Origin of the sequence: Rhizobium sp. BK112, assembly GCF_014193215.1 — a bacterium.
GTDB lineage: Bacteria > Pseudomonadota > Alphaproteobacteria > Rhizobiales > Rhizobiaceae > Rhizobium > Rhizobium anhuiense.
Genome location: NZ_JACHYZ010000007.1, coordinates 1 through 24264, shown reverse-complemented (window position 1 = coordinate 24264; position 24264 = coordinate 1). Strand labels below are relative to the sequence as shown.

Here is a 24264-nt window from a genome sequence, read left to right as displayed (position 1 = left end):
CGCCGCTTGCCGGCGCCCTGAACTTTTCGGGCGGCCATGACAAGCAGCAGAACCATACCACTCGTGTCGACGGCGTTTGCCACCGCCGTCTTTTTTTGTGTGGTTGCTGGAAGCGCTCTTGCCCATAGCCCTAGCGGCGGCGGCAGCCATACCGGACTGGATATTCCGGAAATTTCCCATGGCGAGATGGCGGTGATTGCAGACTATCGCAGTGGGATCATCGACCTTGCTTCCCGTGCCGTCGATACCAACGAGCCGTTCCGCCGCGTCCTGAACTATGCCGAGATCCAGTATTCCTATTGTCTCTGGGGCCGGGTGCCGGGCAGCGTGACGGACGAGGAAAGCCCGTTCAACGAATGCGCCCATGCCTATCTCGCGGCGGCCAAGGCGGTCTTGCTGTCGATGCGCGAGATGCCGCAAGAGAGGGCTGCCGCGAATGAAATCATTTCCGCCGTCGACGCCGACATGACGCGGCGCGGCCTTGCGCTCGTCACCTGCCGGTTCAGCGGCGAGGCCTTCAACACCGCCGATGTCATCAAGCCACACTGGGGCAAGGTGCCACTTCATCCAGCCAGCATGGCGTCGCTGACCGGGCTCGCTGCATTGTTCGGCCTTGGTTTTTTTTGGCTTCGCCACTTCCTGCGGCCGAAGGCTCAATCGTCGGAATAGCGCTGCTCGCGCCATGGATCGCCGTAGATATGGTAGCCGTTCTTTTCCCAGAAGCCAGCCTCGTCGTCGGGCATCAGCTCGATGCGGCGCAGCCATTTGGCGCTTTTCCAGAAATAAAGATGCGGCACGACCAGGCGCATCGGGCCGCCGTGATCCGGCGTCAGCGGCAGGCCTTCCCAGGCGGTAGCAAGGATCGCGTCCTCGGCGGCGAAATCAGCGAGCGGCAGGTTGGTGGTATAGCCGTCATAACTGGTCAGCATGACGTAACCGGCTTCGGGCTTCGGCGTGGCGAGGTCGAGCAGATCACGCGTCGAGACGCCCTTCCATTTGTTGTCGTAGCGCGACCATGTGGTGACGCAGTGGATATCGCTCACCCCAGTGCTCTGCTCGATCGCCTGGAAGGCGGTCCAGGTGAGGGTGAGCGGTGTTTCGACGAGGCCGCGCACGTCGAGCCGCCACGTATCCGTCGAGACAACAGGCTGCTGGCCGAGATCGAGCACCGGCCAGTTCTTGACGAGGTGCTGGCCGGGCGGCAGACGCTCGGTTTCAGGTCGGCTGATGCGGCCAGTCAGGAACTTGCCCTCGGCCGCCCAGCGGCGCTTGGATGTGGTGAGCTTGCTGTCGGCGGGTGTCTGATCGTCGCTCATGATGGGCTTCCTTGCGATGCGGCAATAGGATATCCGAGGTCGTTAAGTGTCAAGTTTCGGCTGGCCCTTGGAAAACCTTGCCAGGGTTGTTAGAGCGTCCTTTGTGCATCCTTTCGGACGCACAAAGGACGCTCTAACATTTTGAATCTACGCATCGTGCTTTCCGAAAATCGATTCCGATTTTCGGGCCGATGCGCTAGACTTGAGGGCGTCGGGTATGCCTCGCTGGGGAGTGGAGGCAGAAAGGGGAGGAGCCGGATCTGTCTTCGAGGTATCGTGCGATAGCGGCGTTGCTCGTCGTGCCGCTGATCATCTTCGCCTTCTTCACTTATGGAAGCGCGATTGCGACACGCGCTTATATGGGGGAAGCCTCGGCGCAGGCAGGAACGGCGCTGCGCCTTGCCGTGTCGGCGCTCAGCGGCCACCTCAACCGCTACGAGGCGCTGCCGGCGCTGATTGCCGATCACGACGACATCAAGGAACTGGTGAGCGCGCCTGAGGATGCGGCGCTACGCGATGCCGCCAATCTCTATCTCAAGGAGATCAACGGGCTGCTGAAATCCTCCGACATCTATGTGGTCAAACCGGATGGCGAGACGATCGCGGCGAGCAATTACGACGGACCGGGAAGCTTCGTCGGACAGAATTTCAGCTACCGGCCCTATTTTCAGGATGCGATCGCAGGCCGGCAGGCAAGGTTCTACGCGCTCGGCACCACCTCGCTGAAGCGCGGCTATTATTTTGCCGCGCCGATCCGGACCGGCGCGGATATTCGGGGCGTCATCGTTTTCAAAGTCGATATCGACATGATCGAATCCTCCTGGGGCGGCGGCGAATACAAGATCTTCGTCTCCGATCCGGAGGGCATCATCTTCATGTCCGGCAGCCCCGAATGGCTCTATGGCGCTATCCTGCCGCTGACGGCCGATCGCATCGCACGCACGGAAGCGTCGCGGCGGTATGCCAATGCCAGGCTGACGGCGTTGCCGGTGACGCGTCAGCGCTTCGAGCCGCATGAGTTGATGACGCTCGCCGGCGAGCGCGGCTCGAGCGAATATCTGGTGCTCTCGCACTACATGCCGGCCGAGGACTGGACCGTGAACGTGCTGATGGAGACGAGTTCCATCCGCGCCCAGGCGCGCACCGCGCTTGCGGCGGTCTTTCTCATCCTCTGCATTGCCGGGCTCGCGGTCGCGGTCATTCGCCAGCGGCGGGCGCGGCTTGCCGAGCGCATGCAGATGCAGGCCGACGCCCGCAACGAGCTGGAGCGGCGCGTCGAGGAACGCACAGCCGATCTTGCCCGCGTCAACAGCCGCATTGAAGAAGAGATCGCCGAGCGGCGCCTGACCGAGCAACAACTCCGCCAGACACAGGCCGATCTGATCCAGGCCGGAAAGCTCGCCGGCCTCGGACAGATGTCGGCCGCTCTTTCGCACGAGTTCAACCAGCCGCTCGCCGCGGCGAAGACCTATACGGACAGCGCCTCCGTTCTCATCGATCGGGGCCGGACGGAGGAGGCGCGGGACAATATCCGGCGTATCGGCGGGCTCATTGACCGCATGGCCGCGATCAGCCGGCACCTGCGCAACTTCGCCCGCAAACCGAACGAGAAGCTCGGCTCGGTTTCTCTCGACGAGGCGATGCATGACACGCTCGAGATCATCGCCTGGCGGCTGAAGGCGGCGGATGCCGAACTCCTGCTCGGTCTAGGCCCACGTCCACCCGTCGTGCGCGCCGGTTCGGTGCGTCTGCAACAGGTGCTGGTGAACGTGATCTCGAATGCGGCCGATGCGGTGGAAGGGCTGGACGACAGGCGCATCGAGGTTTCGGCCTTCGAGGAGGCCGGCAAAGTGGTGCTGACGGTGCGGGATCACGGGCCGGGCGTGCCGGCGGCGATTGCCCAGCGTATCTTCGATCCCTTCTTCACGACGAAGGGCGTCGGCAAGGGGCTCGGCCTCGGGCTTTCGATCTCCTACAACATCATCAAGGATTTTGGCGGCAGCCTTGAGGCGGCCAATCATCCCGAAGGGGGCGCGGTGTTCCGCATCGAGCTGCAGTCGGCGGCAGGGCTGATGCCGGAGGCGGCGGAATGAACGATGCGAAGATCCTGCTGGTTGACGACGAGGAGGAATTGCGCCGCTCGACGGCGCAGGCGTTGGAGCTCTCCGGCTTCAGCGTCGAGACCTTTTCGAACGGCGACCACGTGCTGGAGCTGATCGGCTACAGCTTTCCCGGTGTCGTCGTCAGCGACATCCGCATGCCCGGCATGGACGGCATGACGCTGATGCAGAAGATCCGCGAGCTCGATCCAGAGGTGCCGGTCATTCTTGTCACCGGCCACGGCGACGTGCAGCTCGCGGTGAAGGCGATGCGCGAAGGCGCCTATGATTTCATCGAGAAGCCGTTCACGCCCGAAATGCTTGCCGGCGTCATCCGCCGGGCGATGGAGCGGCGCGGCCTCGTGCTCGAAAACCGGCTGCTGAAAGCGGTCGCCGGCAAACGCGACGATATCGAGGCGCGGCTGCCGGGGCGCACGCAGGTGATGGTGGATTTGCGCTACCGTATCCGGGCGATCGGGGCGAGCGATGCCGATACGCTTATCGTCGGCGAAACGGGAGCCGGCAAGGAAGTGGTGGCCCGGGCGCTCCACGATATCAGCGCCCGGGCAAGCCGGCCGTTCATCGCGATCAATTGCGCCGCACTGCCGGCAAACCTGATCGAGAGCGAACTCTTCGGCCATGAGGTGGGGGCCTTTCCGGGCGCGGTGAGGCCGCGCTACGGAAAATTCGAACACGGGCGCGGCGGCACGATCCTGCTCGACGAGATCGGCTCCATGCCCTTCGACCTGCAGGCCAAGTTCCTGCGGGTACTGCAGGAGCGGGTGATCTCGCGGCTCGGATCGAACGAAGTGGTGGCGCTCGACGTGCGGTTCATCGCCACAAGCAAGGTCGATCTGGAGGCGGAGGTGGCAGCCGGGCGCTTCCGCGCCGACCTCTTCTATCGGCTGAACGTTGCGACGCTGCACGTGCCGTCGCTGTCGCAGCGGCGGGCGGACGTTCCGCTGCTTTTCCTGCAACTGGTGCGGGAGGCGGCGGCCCGCTACGGCCGCGACGAGATGCCCGTGCCGCCGGAGGTGATCTCCGACATTGCCCAACGCGACTGGCCCGGCAATGTGCGTGAATTGAGGAACGCCGCCGACCGGCTGGTCCTCGGTCTCGACAATGGCGGGCGGCAGGCCGAGGAGGCGACGGGGCTTGCGGAACGCGTCGCTGAATTCGAGCGAGGGGTGATTGCAACCGCGCTGGTGGCGCATGGCGGCAGCCTCAAGGCGGTCTATGAGTCACTCGGCATTTCCCGCAAGACCCTCTATGAAAAGATGCAGAAATACGGTCTCGACAAGCGGATGATGATTATCGAAAGCTGACTGCTTTCGGAAAATGCCTGTTTTCCGAGTGACGATTCCGGCTGTGGCCGCGCACTCTTTCCAATCTCAAGTCGATTATCCTCCGGTGCGATGGGTGGATTTCCACCCATCGCACCGGCCGTTTGTTTCCGAATCGACCCATGCTGCATTGCACTTTTGCAAAATCGCCTTTCGAAAGCGGCTGCAATGATTGCAGGTCGATTTTTCCCGGCGGCAAATAGGCCATCCCAACCGGCGCGGAGGATGTGTCGGCGGGCTTGCTTGTTTCATCAGGGAGGAAACGATGAAAATTCTGAAGGCCATGCTCGGCCTGACCGCGGCTGCCGCGGTCTCTCTTCTCGCCGGCGTCGCTTCGGCGCAGACCTATCCCGAGCGCACCATTACCATGGTCGTGCCCTTTGCGGCCGGCGGCCCGACCGATACCGTGGCGCGCCTGGTCGCAGAATCCATGTCGAAGGATCTCGGCCAGCAGATCGTCGTCGAAAATGTCGGCGGCGCCGGCGGCACGCTCGGCGCCGGCCGCGTGGCAAATGCCGATCCCGACGGTTACACCATTCTGCTGCACCATATCGGCATGGCGACCAGCGCCACGCTCTACCGCAAGCTCGCCTACGACACGCTCGGCGCTTTCGATTATGTCGGCCTCGTCACCGAAGTGCCGATGACGATCGTTGCACGCAAGGACATGGAGCCGACCGACCTCAAGGGGCTGATCGACTATATCAAGGCCAACAAGGACAAGGTGACGGTCGCCAATGCCGGCATCGGTGCGGCTTCGCATCTCTGCGGCATGATGTTCATGAGCGCCATCCAGACACCGCTGACGACCGTGCCCTACAAGGGTACCGGCCCTGCCATGACCGACCTGCTCGGCGGCCAGGTCGACGTCATGTGCGACCAGACGACCAACACGACCAAGCAGATCCAGGGCGGCACGATCAAGGCTTATGCCGTAACCTCGCCCAAGCGCCTCGACGTGATGAAGGACATTCCGACGGCCGTCGAAGCCGGCCTGCCGGGTTTTGAAGTCGGCATCTGGCATGGCATCTATACGCCGAAGGGCACGCCGGCCGAGATCAACGAGCGTCTGTCGAAATCGCTGCAGGTGGCGCTGAAGGATCCGAATGTCGGCGCCCGCTTTGCCGAGCTCGGCACCGCACCATCCTCAGACGCCGATGCGACGCCGGCCGCACTGAAAGCCAAGCTCGAAAGCGAGATCGCCCGTTGGAAAACGGTGATCGAGGCCGCTGGCGAATATGCCGACTAAGGCTTGTCCTCGTCCGGGCATGCCGGACGAGCCCCTCACCCTAACTTACCGGGGTCGAGCCACTTGTCTCGACCCGTCCTCCGGACCCCCGTTTACGGGGAGAGGGTGGCGGCAGGCGGATGAGGGGCTAGCTCCTTTGCCGCGGCGTGACGTGAACCATCTCCAACCCCAGGAGACACCATGAAATCCATCAGTTTCGATACCACCAATGCGATCTGCGGCGCGCTTTTCGTCGCCTCCGGGGCTTTCTTCGCCATCCAGTCGCTGGGGCTCGACCTCGGCACGACGGTGCGTATGGGGCCAGGCTATTTTCCGTTGCTGCTTGCCGGCGTGCTCGTGCTTCTCGGTGCGATCATCTTCATTCAGGCCCTTCGGGTCGAGGGCGAGCCGATCGACCCGTTTGCCTGGCGCGGCATGCTCTTCATCCTGCCGGCGCCAGTCTTTTTCGGGCTGACCGTGCGCGGGCTCGGCTTCGCACCGTCCTTGTTCCTCACCGCCTTCATCGCCTGTTTCGCATCGCAAAAGATGAACCTGTTCTTTGCGATCGTGCTGTCGTTGCTGCTGACGATCTTTTCGGTCGCGGTGTTCAGCTACGGGCTCGGCTTGCCGTTCGAGCGTTTCGGCCCCTGGGTCCGGTTCTAGGAGGCGATGATGGATCTTTTCAGCAATCTCGCGCTCGGCTTTGCGACAGCCGGCACTCCGGAAAACCTGTTCTTCTGCCTGATCGGCGTGCTGCTCGGCACGCTGATCGGCGTGCTGCCCGGCATCGGCGCCACGGCGACGATCGCCATGCTCTTGCCGATCACCTTCCAGCTCGAGCCGGTTTCGTCGCTCATCATGCTCGCCGGCATCTATTACGGCGCGCAGTATGGTGGCTCGACGACGGCGATCCTCATCAACATGCCAGGCGAATCTTCCTCGGCCGTCACCGCGATCGACGGTTACCAGATGGCCCGCAAGGGCAGGGCGGGGGCAGCGCTTGCGATCGCCGCGCTCGGCTCGTTCTTCGCTGGCACCGTGTCGACCTTTCTCGTCGCGATCTTCGCGCCGCCGCTCACCGCAATCGCGCTGCAATTCGGCTCGGCGGAATATTTCTCGCTGATGATCGTTGGCCTCGTCTCCTCGATCGCACTGGCGCATGGTTCCGTTGTCAAGGCCTTAGCGATGGTGGCGCTCGGGCTGCTGCTCGGCCTTGTCGGCACCGACATCTATACCGGCACGCCGCGCTTCACGCTCGGCATCCGTGAATATGCAGACGGGCTGAATTTCGTGGCGCTCGCCGTCGGCGTTTTCGGGGTGGCGGAAATCCTGCGCAACCTCGAGGGCGAATCGACACGCACGGTGCTGATGGCCAAGGTGTCCGGCCTGCTGCCGTCGCGCCAGGAATTCAAGGAGATGATCGCCCCGGTCATTCGCGGCACGGCGATCGGTTCGGCGCTCGGCATCCTGCCGGGCGGTGGCGCCATCCTTGCCTCCTTCGCCTCCTATACGGTGGAAAAGCGGATGTCGAAGACGCCGGAGGAATTCGGCAAGGGTGCGGTTGCCGGCGTCGCAGGGCCGGAATCGGCAAACAATGCCGGTGCGCAGACCTCGTTCATTCCGCTGCTCACGCTCGGCATTCCTGCCAATCCCGTCATGGCGCTGATGATCGGCGCGATGATCATTCAGGGCATCGTGCCGGGTCCGAATGTCGCCACCGAGCAGCCGGCGCTGTTCTGGGGCATCATCGCCTCGATGTGGATCGGCAACCTGATGCTGGTCATCCTCAACCTGCCGCTGATCGGGCTCTGGGTGAAATTGTTGACCGTGCCTTACTACGTGCTCTTCCCCGTCATCATGGCTTTCTGCTCGATCGGGGTCTACAGCGTCAATGCCAACGTCTACGACCTCTATGCCGTCGCCTTCTTCGGGCTCATCGGCTATGTGCTGGCCAAGCTTCGCTGCGAGCCGGCGCCGCTTCTGCTCGGCTTCGTGCTCGGGCCGCTGCTCGAGGAGAACCTGCGGCGCGCCATGATCCTCTCGCGCGGCGATCCGACGACTTTCGTCACGCGGCCGATCAGCGCCATTCTTCTGGCCATTGCGGTTGCCGTCCTCATCGTCGTCTTCCTGCCGAGCGTCAAGAAGAAGCGCGAGGAGGTGTTCGTCGAAGAGGCGTGAGGGTTGAACTCGCGCCTTGTTTGATAAACAACGGATGATCTGAGGCGGGCGCCGGTTGGGCGCCCGTTTCGCATGACAGGATATCCAGGCCCCAGGAGCATCGCCCGATGAGCATTCCCGCCCGGATCGAGGACGATCTGCCGTTTCTCATGGCCTTGCGCCGCGACCTGCACGCCCATCCCGAACTTGGTTTCGAGGAAGAGCGCACCGCCGGCATCGTCGCGAGGCTTCTCGATGATGCCGGTATCACCGTGCATCGCGGCCTCGGCGACACCGGCGTGGTCGGTACGTTGCAGGTCGGGAGGGGCGCGCGCAGGATCGGGCTACGCGCCGATATGGATGCGCTCGCCGTGCCCGAGCTGGTGGAGCGGCCTTATAAATCGACCGTACCCGGCAAGATGCACGCCTGTGGGCACGATGGACATACGGCGATGCTTCTTGGCGCCGCGCGGCATCTGGCGGTGACGCGGAATTTTTCCGGCACGGTGCATTTCATCTTCCAACCCGCCGAAGAGGGGCGGGGCGGAGCCAGGCGCATGGTCGAGGAGGGGCTGTTTCGGCTTTTTCCGTGCGATGCCGTTTATGGATTGCACAATATGCCAGGACTTGCGGTCGATGAGATCGCCGTGGTCGAGGGGCCGCAGCTTGCCTCCTCCGATAGCTGGCGCACGACCTTTCGTGGGACCGGCACACACGGCGCCAAGCCACATCTCGGGCGCGATCCAATCACGGCCGCCGGCACCTTCCTGTCGTCGCTGCAGACGATCGTCGGACGGGTGGTCGATCCGCTGCAGCCGGCCGTCGTCAGCGCCTGCTCCCTGCAGGCAGGCGACCCGAAGGCGCTGAACGTCATTCCGGATACGGTCGAGATCGGCGGAACGGCGCGAGCTTATTCGCCCGAGGTGCGCGATCAGTTGGAGACCGAGATCGGCCGACTGGCGCATGGCACTGCTGCTATGTACGGCATATCAGTCGACTATGCATTCGAGCGGCGGATTCCGCCTGTCATCAATGATCCGGATGCGACCGCGCGGGCGCTCGCAGCGGCCCGATCGGCGTTCGGCGGAAAGGTGCTGACAAGCTTTCCGCCGTCGACGGCGGGCGACGATTTCGCTTTCTTCGCGCAGAATGCGCCGGGTTGTTACGTCTGGCTCGGCAATGGGCCGGCGGTGGACGGGGCGTTGCATCACAATACGGCTTATGATTTCAACGATGGGGCGCTTGGATACGGGACGGCTTATTGGGTGGCGTTGGTGGAGCGGGAGTTGAAGGCATGACTGGTGTTTGGGCTACAGCAGCACTCCTTCGCATTATGATCTGTGCGTCCTGACTTACCAAGCTTCCAGCACCGGACTCTCCATCACTCTCCCCGTCCCCACATCGGCAATCCCGCGGTCCGTCTGGTGCGGGCCGGCATTGCAGGCGAGTGTGGCGCCGAAGCAGGCCTTGAAGACCCGATAGGGCGGTTTCCAGTCGACGATCTTGTCCATGGCCTTGCGGATATCGGTAAAGGTCAGGGCTGTGTCCTCAAGCGCTGCATCCGTCACCAGGCCGGAGAGTGGCAGCGGCAGGAGCGCTTCGATTCGACCGTCTTTGGCGACCGCCATGCCGCCGCCGGCTGATATGACGGCGTTGGCGGCGAGCATCATGTCGCGCGCATTGCCGCCGAAGACGGTGAGGTTGTGGCTGTCATGCGAGACGGTGGTGCAGAAGGCGCCGCGCCATTCGCCCCAGCCGGTGAGGAAACCGACGCGTGGGGTGCCGTCGGCCTTGCCGTGACGATGGGCGACGGCGATCATGGCGCTACCGGCCGGCGGCACGACGAAACCATCCCGCACCTCGGTTTCGACCTCGCCCCATTGCGTGAAGCGTGGCCGGTCGATGGTGGCGACACGGACACGCTCGCCCGTCGCCGGAATGCGGAAATCATCCTCGGTCAGCGGCGGCAGCTTCACCGAATTGACGAGCGGCGCCGAATCAATCTGCTGGACGGCACGCTGCATGCGGCCGTTGTGAGCGACGACGCGGCCGCCTGATACGACCACCCGCGCCCGGAAATCCGTAAGGTCCTCGAAGAGCACGATGTCGGCCCGGCGGCCCGCGGCGACAAGGCCGAGATCGGGACGCTTCAGACGCTGTGCGGCGTTGAAGGTCGCGGCCCGGATCGCCCAGTCCGGCTTCATGCCGTAGCGCACCAGGCGCCTGACGACGTCGTCGAGGCCGCCGCCTTCCTGAAGCTCATCGGGAAAAACGTCGTCGGTGCAGAGCGTCACGGTCGGGGGCAGGTGGCCGAGACCGTTCAGAACCTCGACGAATTCCCGCAACAGATGATCGTGAGAGCCGCGCAGCTCGATTGTCAGGCCGGCGGAAAGCTTGGCGAGGAAATCGGCACCGGAGGTGAGTTCATGGTCGGAGGTGATACCTGATGCCATGAAGGCATTGAGATCGGCGCCTTCGAGGCCGCGTGCGTGGCCGCAGATGAGCTTGCCGGCGGCAAGGCCGGCATTGACGATATCAGTCATGCGTGGATCGCCGTCGATGACGCCGCGCATATTCATGACCTCGGCGACGCCGCCGACTGTCGAGGAGCGCAGCATTTCGGCGACGACGGTGGCATCGAAATCGGCGCCGGCAAGTTCCAGGCCCGGCGCAGACGGCACGCAGGAGGGGGCGAGCAGGATCATGCGCAGCGGCAGGGAACGCGCGGCCTCGATCGCCCAGCGCACGCCGTCGAGACCATGGACGTTGCCGAATTCATGCGGATCCCAGACGATTGATGTGACGCCGCGCGCCAAAACGGCGCTAGCATATTCGGCCGGTGTCACCATCGAACTTTCGACATGCATGTGCGTGTCGATCAGGCCGGGCGTCAGGATGCTGCCCGTCGCATCGATGATCTCGGCGGCATCCGTTCGGTTTGCCGGCGCATGGACACTGGCGATCAGCGCACCGACAAGGCCGATATCGGCCTCGCGGATCAGGCCCGTCACCGCATCGAGCAACCGGCCGCCGGTGATCAGCACGTCGAAGGGGGCATCGCCGCGCGCAGCAGTAACGGCGCGGGCGCGCAAAGCGGGATCATTGAGGTCGGCGGGTTCCTGGCGAGGGCTGGCGTTCATTTGCGGGCCTCGTTGACCAGGGCAGCGAGAATGATGACACGGGCCATGTCAGCATCGATGTCGGCGGCGAATTGGGCATTGAAACTCGCATGTGTGGCGCGGGTCTCGACAACGGTGCGGCCACGGGTGAGGGCGCCCTGCAGCTCGACGTCGATGCGCGCGGGACGGAAGCTGACGATATCGGGGGCGACAAAGGCGACGGCGGCGGAGGGATCGTAGATCGCCATGGCGGGGCGGCCGCGGCTGGTGGCGATGCGGATATAGCCTGAGAACATATCCGCGATCAGCTCGGCATTGGCGCCGCCGGCATTGCGCACCGGCTCGGCATCCTCGGGCCTTGCCAGCACCTTGCGGCAGAGATCGAGATCGACCATGCGCAGCGGCAGGCCGTGGGCAATGACGATCGAAAGCGCTTCCGGGTCGGCAAGTGCGTTGAACTCGGCGGAGGCCGTATGGTTGCCTGATGTGACGCCGCCGCCCATCCAGACGAGTTCGGTGATGCGGGCGGCAAGATCAGGCCGGGCGAGCGCCACGGCAGCGATGTTGGTGAGCGGGCCGAGCGCCAGGATGCGGTGCTGGCCCTGGCGTTCCAGCCAGCGGCAGAGCCCTGTGAAGGCATCGCTTTCGGCAAGGGCGGGTGCCTGCGGCAGGCTCTTGCCTGATGTCGGGATGCCGGTTTCCCCAAGGATCGCCTGAGCGGTCTCAAGCTTGCCGAGAACGGGCATGGCGCGACCGGTGTGGATGGGGAAGTTCCAGCCGAAGGCGCTGGCGGCGCCGGCGGCATTCATTCTTACCTGCGGCAGCGGCGTATTGCCGAAGACCAGCGATAGGCCGTCGATCTCGAATTCCGACTGTCCCACCACCAGAATGGCGGCGATGTCGTCGAAGCCCATGTCCGTGTCGATCCAGACGCCCATGATTTCATCCGAACCGTTTGAGACTTGCCGTGTCGGCAACTGGTAGATCGCAGGCGAGCGCGCCGTGTGGCGGCAGGCCTACATCGATCTCGGTCTCGATTGGGCCGGGCATGGTATCAAGCAGGAGTACTGCCGAGGCAATGGGAGCTTTTTTCATCTTACACGTTCCCCATCTCTCAGGTTTTCGGCTCTGAGGTTTCTGGTGCCGGCTTCGCAGGCCCGGATGATTGGCGGACGATCAACTGCATGGCAACGCGTTCGATCTCCGCGGTAACGAGCATGCCCTCCCGGATGCGGTTTGCTCTTATCGTAGCGACCAGCGCCGACACGGCAATCCCGGCAATCCTATCCATGTCCATCCGCACCGTCGTCAGCGACGGCGTGACAACAGGCGACCAGATGAGGTCGTCGAAGCCGGTGACGCTGACATCGGCGGGAACGTTGACGCCGGCCTGCTGTAACTCCGTCAGCGCGCGTAGCGCCTGCAAATCGGAAAGGGCTGCGAAAGCGGTGAATCCCTGCCTGGCCTTTTCGGCAAGGCCGAGCGGGCAGCCCCTGCCGCCATCCTGCTCGAGCCTATCGATCCATAGTGTTTCGGAATGCATGCCCGGGCGCATGCCGGCGCGGATGCCGCCGACGCGGTCGTTCTGAACGCTGGATTCCTGATTGTTGCCGATGATGAGGATGTGGCGATGGCCGAGATCCGCGAGGTGGTCGGCGATTTCGCGGCCGCCCTGCCAATGATCGGCGGAAACGGTGTTGCCCGGCGTCGAGGGAGTGTCGATGATGGCGACCGGACAGGTGGTGGACGAGATGCGGGTGGCGCGGCGGGGAATGACGATCATGCCATCGACGCCACGCTCGACCAGACGGTCGATCGCTTCGGTCTGGGTGGCGATATCGCCGCGGGAATCCGCGATCAGCACGCCGTAACCCGCAGCCGAGGCGGCGAATTCGATCGCCTGAGCGATCTTCGGGAACAGCGGATTGGCGATATCGGGTAGCACCAGGCCGAGAACGCCGCTGCGGCCGGTCCTGAGCGCCCTGCCGGCCTGGCTTGGGACATAGCCGAGCTCGGCTGCATGTTCACGGATTCTTTCGATCAATTGGCCGGAGACCCGGCCCTTGCCGGAGAGCGCATTGGAGACCGTGGCGACGGAGACGCCGAGCGACGTCGCTATCCTGCTGAGATTTGGTCCCGAACGCGATGGAGCCATAATCGACGGCGCTCTGATTAATCGTTTAATCAAAGGCTTACCTCAGCTATCTCAGCTTGTCGAATCCAAATTCGTCCTGTGTGTAATTAGCTGGAGGAGAGTTCGGCGGCAACGAAAAAGCCCCGCGAGACGATCGCGGGGCTCTGCCTTTTCAGAAGGGCCAAACGCCGATCAGCTCTTGGCGGGCTTCACCGCTGCTGTGGTATTGGGTGCGGTGGTCTTGCCGCCGGGCGCATAGCCGCCGCCGACTGCGATGTTCAGCGAGACGTAGTCCTTGGCCATCTGTTGGACGGACTGGGCAAGGCTTGCCTGAGCCAGCGAAACCTGGCGCTGCGCGTCGAGAACGTCGAGCAGTGAAGAGGCGCCGTCCTTGTAGGATGCGGTGGAAAGCTCGAGCGTTTCCTGGGTGGTCTTGACCTGGGCCTGAAGTGCGGCGACCGTACGGGCGTCGCGCCGGACAGCCGCAAGCGCGTTCTCGACCTGTTCGACGGCGGTCAGCACCGTCGACTTCCAGTTGAGGTAGGCCGTAGCGGCATCGGACTGGGCCGACTTGACGTTGGCGCGCAGGCGGCCGCCATCGAAGATCGGCAGGTTGAGGGTCGGACCGAAGGACCAGGGGGTCAGGCCACCGTGGACGCCGCGCTGGTTGATGTAGGATGGCGAGATCGAGCCGCTGAGCGAGATGCTCGGATAGAGCTGGGCCTGGGCAACACCGATATTGGCCGTTGCGGCGGCGAGATCACGCTCGGCGACGCGAATGTCGGGACGGTTGCGGATCAGATCGGCCGGGATGCCGGAGTTGATGCCGCCGCGGAATACCGGCTGACCGGCGCCCCTCAGCAGTTCGTCGACGAGGGCCGAGGCCGGCAGGCCGAGCAGCGTGGCGATGTGATGGGCTGATATGCGGATGTTGGTTTCAAGGCCCGGAATTTCGGCGAGCGTGGACTGTACGAGGCCTTCGGCCTGAACGACGTCGAGACGCGAGGCGGCGCCGGCTTCAAGCTGGAACTTGGTCAGTTCGTAGGTTTCCTGACGAGACTTCAGGTTGGCCTTCGAAAGCGCCAGGCGCTGCTGATAGTAGCGAACGTCGATATAGCTCGAGACCAGGTCCTGGACGAGGGTCAGCTTGGCGACATCAGCCGATGCGTAAGCGGAATCGAGCGAAGCGAGCGCGCTTTCGGTGCTGCGCTTGTAGAGGCCAAAGAGATCGAGCAGCCAGCTCAGCTGGACGTCGCCGGCGCTGGTGTTGCGCGTGTCGAGTTGCGTGCGCAGTTCGCCCTTCTGACCGCTGATCGTGTGCGACGCGCCAACCGTCAGGTTCGGAAGGCCGCCGGCTCCGGCGGTGGTGACGGCGGCGGAGGCCGCATTGATGCGTTCGATCGCCTGCTGGACTGTCAGGTTCTGCTCAAGGCCCGCGTTGACGTAGCCGTTCAGCCTCGAATCGTTGAAGGCGGTCCACCAGGCTGCGGTAGCAACATCACCATCACTCTTCGTTCCGCCTTCTCCGAATTTGGCGGGCAGCGGCATTTCAGGAGGAACATGATCCGGGCCAACAACGCAGCCCGACAACAATAACAATAATGCCGGGGTGGCAAAACGAAGAGATACCATTCATTTCATCCTGTACTCGAGCAAGTCAATTCTTGTCCGAAGCTTCATGCTTCACTAACGCGCGCCGCGCCTCGTTACCAAAAACACACACCGAAGCAGTCGGGCGCAATGTAGCAATCGGAACAGCATTATCACAGTGCATTTATATCACACTCCTGCCGCATTTTTGCCGCGTGTGGCAAAGATGCGTCGGATGACAACGAAAAAGGACGGTACGAAGAAAATTCCGAGCATCGTCGCCGCCAGCATGCCGCCGAGAACGCCTATGCCGATGGCGTTCTGTGCCGCCGAGCCAGCGCCAGTCGCGATCGCCAGCGGCACGACGCCGAGAATGAAGGCAAGTGAGGTCATGATGATCGGCCGCAGGCGCAATCTTGCCGCCTCCAGCGTGGCTTCGTAGAGCCCCATGCCGCTTTCCATACGGTCCTTGGCGAATTCGACGATCAGAATCGCGTTCTTCGCCGCCAGCCCTATGGTGGTGAGCAGGCCGACCTTGAAATAGACGTCGTTTGCCTGGCCGAAGAGCGTTGCCGCCGCCAGTGCCCCGAGAATGCCGACGGGTACCGCCATGATCACCGAGAAGGGGATCGACCAGCTTTCGTAAAGTGCCGCCAGGCAGAGGAAGACGACGAGAACCGAGATCGCGTAGAGCATCGGCGCCTGCGAACCGGAAAGGCGCTCCTGATAGGAGATGCCCTGCCAGGCGACCGTATAACCGCCGCCGAGCTGTTCGGTCAGCGCTTCCATTTCGTTCATCGCATCGCCGGAGGAGACACCGGGTGCGGAAGCGCCGTCGAGCGGAATGGCGCTAACGGCGTTGAAGCGGGCAAGCGATGGCGCGCCTTTCACCCACTCCGTCTTGGTAAAGGCGGAGAAGGGTACCATTTCACCGGCAGTGTTGCGCGCGTACCAATGGTCGAGATCATCCGGCTGCATGCGGAAGGGCGCATCGCCCTGAACATAGACCGGCTTGATCTCGCCGTTCAGCGTGAAGTCGTTGACGTCGCGGCCGGTGAAGATGATCGACAGCATCGAGTTGACCGAGGCGATGTCGACGCCCATAGCGCCGATCTTCTCCTGATCGAGCACGATGCGCATCTGCGGCTCGACTTCCTTGTTGCTGCTGCGCAGCGCCACGATCTTGCCCGAGGTGTTGCCCATCTGGATCAGCCGCTTGGAGGCGGCCGTCAGGGCGTCGTTGCCGTGGCCGCCGGTGTCGACGAGATACATGGAGAAGCCGCTCGATACGCCGAGACCCTGAATCGCCGGGGGCAGGAGCGCGAAGACCTGCGCCTCGCGGATGGCAAAGAAGCTGCGCAACGCGCGGTTGACGACCGACTGGGCGCTCAGCGTCGGATCGGTGCGCTGTGCGAAATCCTTGAGCTTGGTGAAGACGATGGCGCTGTTCTGGCCGGAACCGTTGAAGCCGAAGCCGAGCGCGCCAAACACGGATTCGACGGCGTCCTTCTCGTTTTCACGATAGTATTTCTCAACCTTCTCGACGACTGCCTGGGTTTGCTGCGTGGTCGAGCCCGGCGGCGTGGTGACGATGGTCAACAGCACGCCCTGATCTTCCTGAGGCAGGAAGGAGCTCGGCAGACGGGTGAAGAGATAGGCGCAGCCGGCGCCGACGAGGAGGAAGACCAGCATGACGCGGATCGGCCGCTTCAGCAGATAGCCGATGGCGCTGATATAGCCGTTGGTCGAGCGCGTGAAGTTGCGGTTGAACCAGTCGCCGACGCGGTGTTTCCTGTGTTCGCCGACCGGCTTCAGCATTGTGGCGCAAAGTGCAGGCGTCAGCACCAGGGCGACGAGCGCCGACAGCAGCATGGCCGAGACGATGGTGATCGAGAACTGGCGATAGATGATGCCGGTCGAACCGCCGAAGAAGGCCATCGGAATGAAGACGGCAGTCAGCACGAGCGCGATGCCGACAATGGCGCCGGTGATCTCTCCCATCGATTTTTCCGTCGCCTCAAGTGGCGAGAGCTTCTCTTCGGTCATGATGCGTTCGACGTTTTCGACGACGACGATGGCGTCGTCGACAAGAAGGCCGATCGCCAGCACCATGGCGAACATCGTCAACGTATTGATCGAGTAGCCGGTGACCGCCAGCACTCCGAAGGTGCCGAGCAACACCACGGGCACCGCAATCGTCGGGATCAGCGTCGCCCGCAGGTTCTGCAGGAAGATGAGGAGGACGACGAAAACCAGCACGATCGCCTCGATCAGGGTATGGACGACCTTCTCGATCGACAGCTCGACGAAGGGCGTGGTGTCGTAGGGATAGGTGATCGCGACACCTGCCGGCAGGCCGCGGCCGATGACCTCGAGCGCGGAGCGCACACGGGCGGCGGTATCGATGGCGTTGGCGCCAATCGCCAGGTTGACGGCAAAACCGGTCGACGGCTGGCCGTTATACCGCGAACCGCCGCCGTAGCTTTCCTGACCGATCTCGATGCGCGAGACATCGCTCAGGCGCACGGTCGCGCCGTCCTTTTCGACCTTCAGGATGATGTGCTCGAAGTCGGCGACGGTGGTCAGCTGGCTTTGGGCGGTGATGGTGACGTTGATCTGCTGGCCGGGGGTAGCCGGCTGGGCGCCGAGCGAACCAACGGAGACCTGGGTGTTCTGCGCCTGGATGGCTGATGTGACGTCGCTCGGCGTCAACTGGTACTTCAAGAGCTTGAAGGGATCGAGCCAGACGCGCATGGCGTATCCCGAACCGAAGACGTTGATGCTGCCAACGCCTTCCAGGCGTTGGATCTGATCCTCGATGGACGTCGACATGATGTTGCCGAGATCGACCGAGTTGCGCTTGCCGTCGGTCGAAACCAGCGAGCCGACGAGCAGGATGCTCGAGGTCGAGCGGGTGACGCTGATGCCGGCATCGATGACGTCGCTTGGAAGCTGCGACTGAACCAGCTGCAGCTTGTTCTGCACCTGCACCTGGGCGATATCGGGATCGGCGCTCGTCCCGAAGGTGAGCTGGATGCTGGCCGAGCCCGTCGATGAGGTTGAGGTCATGTATGTGAGATCGTCGAGGCCGGTCATGCCATCCTCGATGATCGTCGTCACCGATTTTTCGACGGTCTCAGCGCTGGCGCCGCGATAGGTGGCGTTGATGCGAACCGTCGTCGGGGCGATGTCGGGATATTGCGAGATCGACAGCGTGAAGATCGCCAGCAGGCCGGCGAGCATGATGGTGATCGCAATGACCCAGGCGAAAATCGGACGTCGGATGAAAAACTTGGCCATCGGTTGTTCCTGTGCGGCTGAGACGGTGACGATGCGGGGCTTCAGCGATTATTTCGCTGCAGGCTTCTCAGCATCACCGGCCGCTGGCTGCTCGGCAGCCACGACCACGCCATTGTCGTTGATCTTCATCGGGACCGGTTTCACCGGCATGCCTGATGTGATCGATTGCAGGCCGCTGACGATCAGCTGATCGCCGTCCTTGATGCCTTCGGTCACGAGCCAGGAATTGTTGGAGGGCGAACTGTTCTCGAAGGCACGGGTTTCGACCTTGCCTTCGGCGGAAATGAACTGTGCCGTCAGCCGGCCGTTGGCATCACGGCTCGTCGCCAGCTGCGGCAATGCATAACCGGCCTCGGCGCCAAGCTCGACGGTTGCCCGGACATACATGCCGGGCAGGACGATGCGATCGGGATTGGGAAAGAGCACGCGGATGATGAAGGTGCCTGTGGTCTCGCTGACCACCTGCTTCGACATGTCGAGCTTGCCCTGCTGGTTATATTCCTTGCCGTCTTCGAGGATCAGGTGGAAGGCGACGTTGTCTGCACCCTTGATGTCGCCGGCGGTCATCGCGTCGCGCAGCTTCAAGAGGTTGGTGCTCGATTCCGTCAGCGAGATGTAGATCGGATCGAGCTGGCGGATCGTCGTCAGCGCCGTCGTCTGGTTGGCCGAGACGACGTTGCCGACATTATAGGCCGTCTGGTCGATGACGCCGTCGAAGGGGGCGATGATCTTGGTATGGTCGAGGTCGATCTGGGCGGCGGAAAGTGCTGCCTTCGCCGACTCGACTTCGGCCTTGGCCTGGAGCAGCGTCGTCTTTGCTGTTTCGAATTCGATCTGGGTGGCGCCGCTGCCGACGAGGCGCTGATAGCGGTCGAGATTGCTTTCAGCGCTCGGCACGCTGGCTTGCGCCTTGGAGATTGCCGCCTTGGCCTGCTCGACGGCGGCGATATAGGGCGCATCCTCGATCTGGTAGAGAAGGTCGCCCTTCTTGATCTCGCCGCCTTCTTTAAAGGCGATCTCGCGGATAAGGCCGCTTACCTGCGGCCGGATATCGGCTGTCTGAAATGTCTCGGCGCGGCCGGGAAGGATCGTCGTGATCGGGAAACTGGCTTTTTTCAGGGTGATCACGCCGACGGGCGAGGCCTGTTGTGCTGCGCCCGCACCGGCATTGCCGGCGGGCTTGCCGGCATTGTCGCTGCAGGCGGCGAGCAATGCGCCGAACGCCAGGGCCGTGGAGAGGAGGAGGGCACGCCGTATCATTCTGAATTCCCTGTTCGGTGGCAATCGGCGTTCAATCCGCAGGCTCGGCCCGGCCGAACGCAGGCTTATATAAGCGTCAGGATTGATCTGGCTTCAAATGCCATTATCCGAATTTAACAAAAGCTTTATGAAGTGACGTAAGTCAGCAATCGTCACTTAGCAAGCGTTATTTTGCAGTGCGGCATCGACAAAGCCGACGATATCCTCGGCGCGGTGCACGAGGGTTTCCTTGTCGTCGCGGGCGATGAGGATGGGGTGCAATACGCAGGCCAGGAGGTCTGCGACGGTGTGTGCGGCGCGCTCGGGATCGCGGCAATGATAACGCCCCTCCGCGATACCCTCGCGGATGATCTCGCCGAGCTTCAACTCGATTCGGGCGCGATAACGGTTGCCGGCCTCGAGTTTGGCCTCGATCGTCGAAAGCACCATTTCGAAGATGTAAGGATTTTTCTGAATGTCCTGCAGATGACCTTCCAGCAGGCGCAGGACGAAGCGGAGCAATTGCTCCTTCGGCGGCAGATTCTGGTCGAAGGCTGCGAAACGCTCGGTGGCATTGTCGAGATGGCGTCCGGCGATCGCATCGACCAGCGCGACCTTGGAACGGAAATGCTTGAAGACATTGGCGGGTGACATGTGCAATGCACTGGCGATATCGGCGATTGACACCGCGAGGTAACCGCGCTCACGAAACAGCACCTCTGCCATGGAGAGGATGTCCTCCCGCGTTTCCTCGGCTTTGCGTCTCGGCCTTCTCGTCATCTGTCCCCCGCCCGGCCGAGCCCGATGCCCCTTTTTTCTGATGCTAGCGCGATTGGAGGGAGGCTGCCAAGCCAATGCTCGGCCTGGCAGCTTTCATGTATCGCCATGTCAAGGGAAATAGGGAGCGAGGCTGCCTCGCACGCGGGCAAGCGGCGTCTCGCCGCTATTGTCGGGAACAAAGCGCTCGCCGGTAATCGCCTCGTAAGCCTTGATATAGACGGCCGAGGTCTGCTCGATCAGTTCGACAGGAATTTCAGGGATCTCGTCCTTATAGGGATCACAGCGCTCGGCAACCCAGGCGCGGACGAAATCCTTGTCGAAACTTTCCGGACGTTTTCCGGCGGCAAAACTTGCCGGGTAGCTTTCGGCAAGCCAGTAACGGCTACTATCGGGGGTGTGGATCTCGTCAGCGAGAATGATGTTGCCGTCGCCATCGGTGCCGAATTCATATTTGGTGTCGACGAGGATCAGACCGCGCTTGGCCGCCATTTCTTGGCCGCGCGCAAAAAGGGCGAGCGCATATCCCGACAGAGTGTCCCACTGCTCCTTGCTCAAAAGGCCGCGGCTGACGATTTCGGCAGGCGTCAGCGGCTCGTCATGGCCGCCATCGAATTCCTTGCTGGTCGGCGTGATGACGGGCTCGGGCAGGATCTGATTGTCGCGCATGCCGTCGGGCAGACGCATGCCGTACATCTCGCGCTCACCCTTTTTATAAAGCGTCAGGATCGAGGTACCGGTGGTGCCGGCGAGATAACCGCGCACGACGATCTCGACCGGCAGGATGTCGAGCCGCTTGCCGATGACGACATTCGCATCCGGATAGTCGAGAACGTGGTTGGGGCAGATGTCCTTCGTCGCCTCGAACCAAAAGCGCGCTGTCTGCGTCAGGACCTGGCCCTTATAGGGGATGCAGGTAAGGATGCGGTCGAAAGCGCTCAGCCGGTCGGTGCTGATTATGATACGGCGTCCGTCCGGAAGATCGTAATTCTCGCGCACCTTGCCGCGATAATAGTTCGGCAATTCGGGGAAATGGGCTTCGGAGAGAATTCGCACGGCGCTCGACTATCCTTGATTATTGGGTGAAGACTTCCTGCTCTAGTTTTATTGCTGGGGAAGTCAAGCCGAGGCTGGACAGAGGCGCCCTCAAGCAAAGAAGAACAATCCTCATGTCCCGCGTCTGGCCGATGGTGCCTGCCAGCGGCCTGCTTCGTTCCGCTCCAGAATAGGCGTTGCGAAGACGCCGACGGTGCGCGTGGTCCATTGCGGCCCAGCGGCCGCGAGGCTTTCGCGCCAGCGCTCCGATTGCAGCATGGCGGCGGCGATGACGACGGGTTCGATGCCGCAGCCTGTCAGCAGGTTGAGGCCCGCGACGATCGAGGTGCCGCTGGAAATCACATCGTCGATCAGCGCGACGCGCCGTCCCTTGAGCAGCGGCAGCATGCGCGGATCGATATAGAGGCGTTTCTGCTGCATCGGCGTGGTGATCGAGGACAGGGCAACGGAGAGCTCGTCGCGATACCAGAATTTGCGTGAGGTTCCGAGCGGGACGTAGCGGCTGTGGCCGAGCTTTTGCGCCACGGCGGCGGCCAGCGTCAGGCCGAGGGTCGGCAGACCGGCGACGACATCGATGCGCATCGGCCTGATCTTTTCGGCGAGGCTTTCGGCGAGCGCATCGAGAACGGCGAAGCTCGCCTGGTTGACGATCAGTGAAGCGAGAGCGTGATCGCCATCCGCCAGCGCGCGGATCGGCAGGCGAAGCTGGCGGCCGTCTTCGAGAACGGCGACATAGAAGGAGGTGAACTCGCCATCATCGGCAAAGGTGCCCGACGGGTGAATCTCCTGCCAGAAATAGTGCGGCGCCATCTCCGTCATTTCAGTCAATTGCGCCTCGCCTTTTCCATCCCGGCCTTCCGGCGCAATGCCTGCAATTCTGTCTCTGTCAGGGCACGCACCGCGCCTTTCGGCAGTTCGCCGAGTGCGAGCCCGCCGATTGCAACGCGCACGAGGCGCAGGCATTCGCTTCCGAGCGCTTCCAGCATGCGGCGGATCTGGCGGTTGCGGCCCTCGTCCAGCTCGACCTCGATCCATGAGTTCCTGTCGCCCTGGCGCAGGCGCCGTGCGGCGGTTGCCGTCAGCAGCTCGCCGTCGTGGCGGATGCCCGATGTCATCGCGGCAATGCCCTCGTCGTCCATGATGCCGTCGATCTGGACATGATAGGTCTTCGTCACATGCGTGACCGGATCGAGCAGGATCTGAGCGAATTCGGTGTCGTTGGTGAAAAGCAGCAGGCCCTCGCTCGCCTTGTCGAGCCGGCCGACCGGAGAGAGATGCGGGATGTCGAAATCCCTGAGGCAATCATATACCGTCGGCCTGCCTTCGGGATCGTGGCGGGTGGTGACGAGACCGCGGGGCTTGTTGAGCATCAGATAGATTTTCGCTTCGGCAGCGATGACCAGGCCGTCGATGCTGATCCTGGCAGTGCTAAGATCGACCCATGCCGAGGTCTCGCTGACCGTGCGGCCGTCGACGGCAACGCGGTTTTCGGCAATCAGCCGTTCGGCCTGGGTGCGGGAGCAATAACCGAGCTTGGAAAGGGCACGGGGAAGGGTCACCCGCTTAGCCGCGGCGTTATCGGCGGGCTTTGTTCGCTCGCGCGTCTTATGCGGTGGGCGCCGCTCCCTCATCTGCCGTCCTTGTCCTGCTTTTGATGCCGTTTCTTGGCATGAACGGAACAAGGATGCCAGCAATCGGAACAAAAAAACGAGGGGAATAAAAGACGCCGCAAAACAATTTCGGCGCTTTGGGATAAAGCGCCGTCAGGGCTTTGACAGGGTAACGCTGCCTCAGTGGCAGGCCATGAAGCCCGCCAGTTCTTGGCGGCTGACGACAATACCGGCGGCGGCCTTGACCGGGTCCGGATGTGTATAAGAAAGGCTTGGCATTTCCGGCAGGTCGAGTGCCTGGCGCATATTCATGATGCCGACCGCGTGACGGCCATTGGCGCCGTCGACGCTGACTTCGATGATGCAGTTGGCCCTCTTGTTTTCCATGATGATCCTCCCTTCGTTTTTTATGTTCCCATAGCTCACATTAAAAATTGGTTTTTGTAAGACATAAGCATTTACGCACCCTGCCGAAAAACGGATCGGCGGGTGCGTAAAAACCGGTTTATGGGTGGCTGTGGTCTGTTTAGCGCCACCAGTGGCGAGGCTGCGGCTGCGAACTGCCGGAAAGCAGATATCCGGCGAGGAAGCCAATGGCGCCGGCAAGCGCCAGCGCAGTGGTCGTTGCGGTCGGATGCTCGCGGGCGGCGCCGGCGGCGGCCGCACCTTCGGCCCTAATTTGGGCGACGGCGTTCTTTGCCCGGGGCAGGGCTTCGTCGTATGCCTTGCCGGCGCGGCCGCGTACTTCGTAATAGGCTTCGGCGCCTTGAGCGGAAATCATCTTCTGCAGGCGCGAGACTTCCTGTTGGAGTGCGGCGATGTCCTTGCTGACAGTTGCTCTGATATCATCGGTATTGGCAGCCATGTCGGTCTCCTTCCTTCAATGGGAAAGAAAACACCCAAGTCGGTGATAGGTTCCGAAATGTCAGCCGCTGATTTGTGACGGAAATTTAGAGCTCGCCGGTCGGAGACGGTTTAATCCTCTGTTAACCATAAATCGGCTCAAGGCGCTGTTTTTTCGCGATCTTTCGGGGTTGAGAACGACTTTCCGATCGATTTTTGACCAGCAGGTAAAGGATTTTCCAGGAATCTGTCCCGGGAATCCGCCCTGTGGATAATATCCACCGACAAAAACCCCAGCCGAATCAACCTGTTACAAAAATGTCAAAAAACTTTGGCTAGGTGTGTTGACTTGGAAAAGGGGTTAGTTCTATAAGCCCCCTCACTGAACGAGGGCGGCGGCGCTGCTGGCGACGAAGTCTTTCGTTCTAAAGAACCTCAAGCGGATTGGCGGAT

21 protein-coding genes are annotated in these 24264 nt (G+C 62.4%); 7 read left to right on the top strand and 14 right to left on the bottom strand.

Features of this window, described 5'->3' with window-relative positions; all coding sequences use genetic code 11:
* The first annotated feature begins 36 nt into the window (after positions 1 to 36).
* Positions 37 to 669, top strand: a complete 633-nt coding sequence (locus tag FHT75_RS19660) for a hypothetical protein (protein ID WP_063475375.1) — start codon at positions 37 to 39, stop codon at positions 667 to 669.
* Here FHT75_RS19660 and FHT75_RS19655 read toward each other — a convergent pair.
* Positions 654 to 1316 (bottom strand): sulfite oxidase-like oxidoreductase, encoded by a 663-nt coding sequence (locus FHT75_RS19655; protein ID WP_097595157.1) that lies wholly within the window; start codon positions 1314 to 1316, stop codon positions 654 to 656. The genes FHT75_RS19660 and FHT75_RS19655 overlap by 16 nt on opposite strands.
* A 290-nt stretch (positions 1317 to 1606) precedes the next feature.
* On the opposite strand from FHT75_RS19655, the gene FHT75_RS19650 reads away from it, so the two are divergent.
* From FHT75_RS19650 to FHT75_RS19625, 6 genes are all read left to right on the top strand, one after another.
* On the top strand, positions 1607 to 3409 hold the full coding sequence (locus tag FHT75_RS19650) for an ATP-binding protein (RefSeq protein ID WP_183845195.1): 1803 nt from the start codon (positions 1607 to 1609) through the stop codon (positions 3407 to 3409).
* A complete protein-coding gene (locus tag FHT75_RS19645) occupies positions 3406 to 4740 on the top strand; it encodes a sigma-54-dependent transcriptional regulator (RefSeq protein WP_029868281.1) in 1335 nt (444 codons plus the stop codon). The genes FHT75_RS19650 and FHT75_RS19645 overlap by 4 nt, the downstream gene beginning before the upstream one ends.
* 283 nt (positions 4741 to 5023) lie before the next feature.
* Complete coding sequence (locus FHT75_RS19640; RefSeq protein WP_029868282.1) at positions 5024 to 6007, top strand: tripartite tricarboxylate transporter substrate-binding protein; 984 nt, start codon at positions 5024 to 5026, stop codon at positions 6005 to 6007.
* Positions 6008 to 6187: 180 nt separating this feature from the next.
* The gene (locus FHT75_RS19635) at positions 6188 to 6649 is read left to right on the top strand and encodes a tripartite tricarboxylate transporter TctB family protein (protein WP_029868283.1); all 462 of its coding nucleotides are present in this window, start codon (positions 6188 to 6190) and stop codon (positions 6647 to 6649) included.
* A gap of 9 nt (positions 6650 to 6658) precedes the next feature.
* On the top strand, positions 6659 to 8164 hold the full coding sequence (locus tag FHT75_RS19630; RefSeq protein ID WP_018243405.1) for a tripartite tricarboxylate transporter permease: 1506 nt from the start codon (positions 6659 to 6661) through the stop codon (positions 8162 to 8164).
* Positions 8165 to 8271: 107 nt separating this feature from the next.
* Positions 8272 to 9441 carry a M20 aminoacylase family protein gene (locus FHT75_RS19625; protein WP_029868284.1) on the top strand — a complete coding sequence of 390 codons (1170 nt, stop codon included), beginning with the start codon at positions 8272 to 8274 and terminating at the stop codon, positions 9439 to 9441.
* A gap of 54 nt (positions 9442 to 9495) precedes the next feature.
* Here the strand turns inward: FHT75_RS19625 and FHT75_RS19620 are convergent, their stop codons facing one another.
* The 13 genes from FHT75_RS19620 to FHT75_RS19560 all read right to left on the bottom strand — a co-directional run bounded on the left by FHT75_RS19620 (position 9496) and on the right by FHT75_RS19560 (position 23833).
* A complete protein-coding gene (locus FHT75_RS19620) occupies positions 9496 to 11283 on the bottom strand; it encodes an adenine deaminase (RefSeq protein ID WP_063475377.1) in 1788 nt (595 codons plus the stop codon).
* Complete coding sequence (locus FHT75_RS19615; protein ID WP_025570667.1) at positions 11280 to 12200, bottom strand: nucleoside hydrolase; 921 nt, start codon at positions 12198 to 12200, stop codon at positions 11280 to 11282. The genes FHT75_RS19620 and FHT75_RS19615 overlap by 4 nt, the downstream gene beginning before the upstream one ends.
* A 4-nt stretch (positions 12201 to 12204) precedes the next feature.
* Entirely contained in the window at positions 12205 to 12357 is a 153-nt protein-coding gene (locus tag FHT75_RS19610; protein WP_165932280.1) for a hypothetical protein, read from the bottom strand.
* 19 nt (positions 12358 to 12376) lie between these two features.
* The gene (locus FHT75_RS19605; RefSeq protein ID WP_029733029.1) at positions 12377 to 13417 is read right to left on the bottom strand and encodes a LacI family DNA-binding transcriptional regulator; all 1041 of its coding nucleotides are present in this window, start codon (positions 13415 to 13417) and stop codon (positions 12377 to 12379) included.
* Between the two features lie 171 nt (positions 13418 to 13588).
* Positions 13589 to 15028 carry an efflux transporter outer membrane subunit gene (locus tag FHT75_RS19600; RefSeq protein ID WP_029733030.1) on the bottom strand — a complete coding sequence of 480 codons (1440 nt, stop codon included), beginning with the start codon at positions 15026 to 15028 and terminating at the stop codon, positions 13589 to 13591.
* Between the two features lie 147 nt (positions 15029 to 15175).
* The gene (locus FHT75_RS19595; protein WP_025570604.1) at positions 15176 to 18286 is read right to left on the bottom strand and encodes an efflux RND transporter permease subunit; all 3111 of its coding nucleotides are present in this window, start codon (positions 18284 to 18286) and stop codon (positions 15176 to 15178) included.
* A 48-nt stretch (positions 18287 to 18334) separates the two neighbouring features.
* Entirely contained in the window at positions 18335 to 19546 is a 1212-nt protein-coding gene (locus FHT75_RS19590) for an efflux RND transporter periplasmic adaptor subunit (protein ID WP_025570605.1), read from the bottom strand.
* A 156-nt stretch (positions 19547 to 19702) separates the two neighbouring features.
* A complete protein-coding gene (locus tag FHT75_RS19585; protein WP_028756368.1) occupies positions 19703 to 20305 on the bottom strand; it encodes a TetR family transcriptional regulator in 603 nt (200 codons plus the stop codon).
* A gap of 108 nt (positions 20306 to 20413) precedes the next feature.
* Complete coding sequence (locus FHT75_RS19580) at positions 20414 to 21358, bottom strand: phosphoribosylaminoimidazolesuccinocarboxamide synthase (protein ID WP_183845196.1); 945 nt, start codon at positions 21356 to 21358, stop codon at positions 20414 to 20416.
* 111 nt (positions 21359 to 21469) lie between these two features.
* Positions 21470 to 22177, bottom strand: a complete 708-nt coding sequence (locus tag FHT75_RS19575) for a phosphoribosyltransferase (protein WP_280952293.1) — start codon at positions 22175 to 22177, stop codon at positions 21470 to 21472.
* Positions 22178 to 22182: 5 nt separating this feature from the next.
* Positions 22183 to 22989, bottom strand: a complete 807-nt coding sequence (locus FHT75_RS19570; protein WP_029733032.1) for a pseudouridine synthase — start codon at positions 22987 to 22989, stop codon at positions 22183 to 22185.
* Between the two features lie 159 nt (positions 22990 to 23148).
* Positions 23149 to 23355, bottom strand: a complete 207-nt coding sequence (locus FHT75_RS19565) for a hypothetical protein (protein ID WP_025570485.1) — start codon at positions 23353 to 23355, stop codon at positions 23149 to 23151.
* A 139-nt stretch (positions 23356 to 23494) separates the two neighbouring features.
* The gene (locus FHT75_RS19560) at positions 23495 to 23833 is read right to left on the bottom strand and encodes a hypothetical protein (protein ID WP_025570484.1); all 339 of its coding nucleotides are present in this window, start codon (positions 23831 to 23833) and stop codon (positions 23495 to 23497) included.
* Between the last annotated feature and the right edge of the window lie 431 nt (positions 23834 to 24264).